At 34.4% G+C, this 4,746-nt stretch carries 6 protein-coding genes; all 6 read left to right on the top strand.

The genetic code is table 11. The features are described 5' to 3' along the window. Positions 1-67: 67 nt before the first annotated feature. The 6 genes from trpD to trpB all read left to right on the top strand — a co-directional run bounded on the left by trpD (position 68) and on the right by trpB (position 4,689). The gene (gene trpD / locus B0A58_RS03435) at positions 68-1,060 is read left to right on the top strand and encodes an anthranilate phosphoribosyltransferase (protein ID WP_089079893.1); all 993 of its coding nucleotides are present in this window, start codon (positions 68-70) and stop codon (positions 1,058-1,060) included. A 37-nt stretch (positions 1,061-1,097) separates the two neighbouring features. After that, positions 1,098-1,466, top strand: a complete 369-nt coding sequence (locus tag B0A58_RS03430; RefSeq protein ID WP_089079892.1) for a four helix bundle protein — start codon at positions 1,098-1,100, stop codon at positions 1,464-1,466. Positions 1,467-1,570: 104 nt separating this feature from the next. Beyond that, entirely contained in the window at positions 1,571-2,353 is a 783-nt protein-coding gene (trpC, locus tag B0A58_RS03425; RefSeq protein ID WP_089079891.1) for an indole-3-glycerol phosphate synthase TrpC, read from the top strand. Positions 2,354-2,408: 55 nt separating this feature from the next. Beyond that, on the top strand, positions 2,409-2,813 hold the full coding sequence (locus B0A58_RS03420; RefSeq protein WP_089079890.1) for a hypothetical protein: 405 nt from the start codon (positions 2,409-2,411) through the stop codon (positions 2,811-2,813). An 11-nt stretch (positions 2,814-2,824) separates the two neighbouring features. Beyond that, on the top strand, positions 2,825-3,493 hold the full coding sequence (locus tag B0A58_RS03415) for a phosphoribosylanthranilate isomerase (RefSeq protein WP_089079889.1): 669 nt from the start codon (positions 2,825-2,827) through the stop codon (positions 3,491-3,493). A gap of 8 nt (positions 3,494-3,501) precedes the next feature. After that, on the top strand, positions 3,502-4,689 hold the full coding sequence (gene trpB / locus B0A58_RS03410) for a tryptophan synthase subunit beta (RefSeq protein WP_089079888.1): 1,188 nt from the start codon (positions 3,502-3,504) through the stop codon (positions 4,687-4,689). Positions 4,690-4,746 lie beyond the last annotated feature (57 nt).

The raw sequence follows: 4,746 nt of genomic DNA, 5'->3' as shown, positions 1-4,746 counted from the left end.
ATAAATAATACATCTAAAATATAAATCTTCGCACCTTTGTGCCTTTGCGGCAAAAAAAAAATAAAAAATGAAAAACATTCTCAACAGATTAATCAATCACGAAATGCTCTCCAAAGAAGAAGCTAAAAATGTCTTGGTTAATATTTCAAACGGGGCATACAACAGCAGTCAAATTGCTTCATTCTTAACCGTTTACATGATGCGAAGCATAAGTATCGAAGAATTAGCGGGTTTTCGTGAAGCCTTATTGGATTTGTGTATTCGTGTCGATTTATCGGGCTATAATACCATCGATTTATGCGGAACGGGTGGCGATGGAAAAGATACGTTTAACATTTCGACCTTGGCCTCTTTTGTAGCGGCTGGTGCGGGAATTAAAGTCGCAAAACACGGAAATTATGGCGTTTCGTCAATTTCCGGATCGAGTAATGTGATGGAAAAAATGGGAATTAAATTCAGTAATGATGCGGGTTTCCTTGAAAAATGTATGGAAAAAGCAGGCATCTGTATTTTGCATGCACCACTCTTCCACCCTGCTATGAAAAATGTAGGACCGATCCGAAAAGAATTGGGTGTAAAAACCTTTTTCAATATGTTAGCCCCCATGGTGAATCCAGCCTTTCCACAGAATCAGTTGGTGGGGGTTTTTAACTTGGAATTGGCTCGAATGTATGCGTATTTATACCAAAATACGGATAGAAATTTCACAATTTTACATTCTTTAGACGGTTATGACGAAGTTTCTTTAACCTGTCCGACCAAATGTATAACCAATACCAAAGAACAGATGTTGAATCCAGATGATTTTGGCGTTCGACTATTGTTACAAACCGAAATTGAAGGCGGAAAAACAATTGAAGAATCAGCGCAATTGTTTACCAATATCATCTCTGGAAAAGGAACAGAAGCCCAAAATAATGTAGTCTGTGCCAATGCAGCCATGGCAATTGCTACGGTTACAAAATGTAGTCCACTTGAAGGTTTTGAATTAGCCAAGGAAAGTTTATGCTCTGGAAAAGGATTGCAAGCCTTACAAACTTTACAGGAATTAAGTAAATAGATATTGAAAGATTAAAAGATTTAAAAATTGAAAGATTATGACAAAATCATTTGAAGAATTTCAAGTTTATCAAAAAGGAGTTCAATTAACAAAATTAATTTTTAAATTATTAGAAAATAAATCTTTTGATAAAGAATACAGTTTTAAGGATCAAATCAAAAGAGCCGTTGTGTCAATTACCAATAATATCGCTGAAGGATCAGAATACAATAACAATAGACAATTTATACGGTACTTGAAAATTGCTAAAGGGAGTTGTGCCGAAGTAAGAAGTATGTTAGTTTTGTGCAGAGAATTAGGCTTTTCCGATGAATTAGAAATTAAAGAGAGTTATATTTTAACTATTGAAATTTCGCAAAATTTATCCAATTTTATAAAATATTTAAGTGCAAAAATGAAACAATAATTTTTGAATCTTTGAATCTTTGAATCTTTGAATCTTTAAATCTTTAAATCTTTAAATCTTTGAATCTTTAAATCTTTAAATCTTTAAATCTTTAAATTAAAAAAATGAACATACTAGACAAAATAATACTCGACAAACGAAGAGAGGTAGTACTCAAAAAATCGATTATACCAGTTGCACAATTGGAAGCTTCGGTATTTTTTGGAAAACAAACTATTTCATTAAGTCATAATTTACGAAATAGCAATTCGGGAATTATTGCTGAACACAAACGCCGTTCGCCTTCCAAAGCAGCAATCAATTACGGTTTTACTGTCGAAGAAGTAGTAAAAGGCTATGAAACAGCGGGTGCTTGTGGCATTTCGGTTTTGACGGACGGCAAGTATTTTGGCGGTTCTTTAGACGATTTGTTGTTGACAAGAGCAAGCGTAAACATACCGCTTTTGCGAAAAGAATTTATTGTGGACGAATACCAAATTTTGGAAGCCAAAGCACACGGCGCCGATTTAATTTTGCTAATCGCAGCGGTTTTAAGTAGGGAAGAAATCAAAAATTTATCTGAATTCGCACATGGTTTAGGCTTGGAAGTTCTTTTGGAAGTGCACAATCAAGAAGAATTAGAAAAATCGATTATGCCTAGTTTGGATATGATTGGTGTCAATAATCGAAATTTAAAAACCTTTGAAGTGAGTTTGGATTTCAGTAAGACATTGGCTGACCAAATTCCGAATGATTTTGTAAAAGTTTCAGAAAGCGGTATTTCGTCAATCGAAGCTATAAATGAATTGAAACCCTTTGGATACCAAGGTTTTTTAATTGGTGAAAACTTTATGAAAACGGATAATGCGGGGGAAGCGGCTAAGGAATTTATTGAGCAATTAAAGTAAGTATGAAACTTAAAATATGCGGTATGAAAAACATTTTTTTTTATTTTTAATACTAATGGCACAATCAGCAAAATCACAATTTGAATCAAATCAAATAAAAGTAAATTTTGGGGAAGGAATTAATAGTGAAAAAACTTCTATAAACGTTTCTCAAGGCATTGGCTGGATAGTAAAAATATTTCCTTTATTTACTCAAAATCAAATAAATACAAATGCAATACCAAATGATGCTGGTATATATCGTTTGACAATCAATTATGCAGATCAATTAATATACCAGGAAATATTTATATATAGAAACACACCTAAAGATGAAAAATTAAAATTTGATTTTTATATAGAGCAAAATAGGATATTTTGTAAAATAAAATCAGAATATGCTATTGAATTAAATAAAGAAATAGTGTTATATCCAATAAATGAAGAGATGAACAATATTTTAAATCAAATAAAAGAGTAAATAACAACAAAATGTCAAATTTAGTAACACCATTCATTAATCTTCCTATAGAAAAATCTGAAGTTAGACTAAAAATCTGCGGCATGAAATACCCCGACAATATTCTCGAAGTAGGCTCGCTCCTACCCGATTATATGGGTTTTATTTTCTGGGAAAAATCAGCGAGGTATTTTGATGGACAAATGCCTGATTTGCCTCAAAGCATCAAAAAAACAGGAGTGTTTGTCAATACTAATAAAGAAGAAATTGAAGCGACGGTAACAAAATACGATTTGCAAGCGATTCAATTACATGGTCACGAATCGGAAGCATTTTGTCATGATTTAAAAAATACATTGGCAAAAAACATTGAAATTATCAAAGTATTTTCGGTTGACGATGCGTTTGATTTTCAACAATTAGAAGATTTTGAAACGGTTTGCGATTATTTCCTTTTTGATACCAAAGGAAAATTGCCTGGAGGCAACGGGACGACTTTTGATTGGAAAGTACTCGAAAAATATCCTTCGGAAAAGCCATTTTTTTTAAGTGGCGGCATCGGATTAGACGAAATGAATTTGGTGAACGAAATATTAAAAACCAATTTACCCATCCATGCTATTGATGTAAATAGTAAATTTGAAGTTGCAGCGGGATTAAAAGATAAAGAATTGTTACAAAAAATATTTATAAAAAAATAATTAAACACATGACGACATACAACGTAAACGAACAAGGATTTTATGGCAATTTTGGGGGAGCATTTATTCCTGAAATGCTGTATCCAAATGTAGAAGAATTAAGACAAAATTATTTAAAAATGATGTCTGAACCAGATTTTCAATTGGAGTTTGAAGCATTGCTAAAAGACTATGTAGGAAGGCCAACCCCACTATATTTTGCAGCCCGTTTATCTAAAAAATACAATACCAAGGTCTATCTCAAACGAGAAGATTTATGTCATACAGGTGCACATAAAGTGAACAATACAATTGGGCAAATTTTGTTAGCCAAACGATTGGGCAAAAAAAGAATCATTGCCGAAACGGGTGCGGGTCAACACGGGGTGGCTACGGCAACCGTTTGTGCTTTGATGGGCTTGGAATGTATTGTGTATATGGGCGAAATCGATATTAAGCGTCAAGCTCCGAATGTAGCTCGTATGAAAATGCTAGGTGCCGAAGTCCGTCCTGCACTTTCGGGTTCCAAAACATTGAAAGATGCAACCAATGAAGCCATTAGAGATTGGATAAATAATCCAGTAGATACCTATTACATTATTGGTTCTGTAGTGGGGCCACACCCTTACCCAGATATGGTGGCCCGATTCCAATCGGTGATTTCTAAGGAAATCAAAAGCCAATTATTGGAAAAAGAAGGCCAAGAAAATCCAGACTATGTAATCGCTTGCGTAGGTGGGGGCAGTAATGCTGCGGGGGCATTTTATCATTTTTTAGACCATGAAAATGTCAAATTAATTGCTGTGGAAGCCGCTGGATTAGGCGTTGATTCAGGTGAAAGTGCCGCAACATCGGCTTTGGGCAAAATAGGTATTATTCACGGAAGTAAAACCCTTTTGATGCAAACACCTGACGGACAAATTACAGAGCCATATTCGATATCGGCAGGATTGGATTACCCAGGAGTTGGTCCTATGCACGCCCATTTATTTGAATCGCAAAGAGCTGAATTTATTTCAGTTACAGATGATGAGGCCATGCAATGTGGATTGAATATTTCCAAAACAGAAGGTATAATTCCGGCTATCGAATCGGCACATGCGTTTGCGGTTTTAGATAAAAAAGCATTTGAACCCAACGATATAGTTGTTATCAATTTATCGGGACGTGGCGATAAAGATTTGAATACTTATATTGATTATTTCAAATTGGGCTAATTTTTCATATTAGCAACAATTTGTGTTAGGGATAGTAGTGGAAATCCTTTTTTGAGG

It is taken from the genome of Flavobacterium branchiophilum NBRC 15030 = ATCC 35035 (assembly GCF_002217205.1).
Taxonomy (GTDB): domain Bacteria; phylum Bacteroidota; class Bacteroidia; order Flavobacteriales; family Flavobacteriaceae; genus Flavobacterium; species Flavobacterium branchiophilum.
This window is presented reverse-complemented; position numbering and strand designations above follow the sequence as displayed.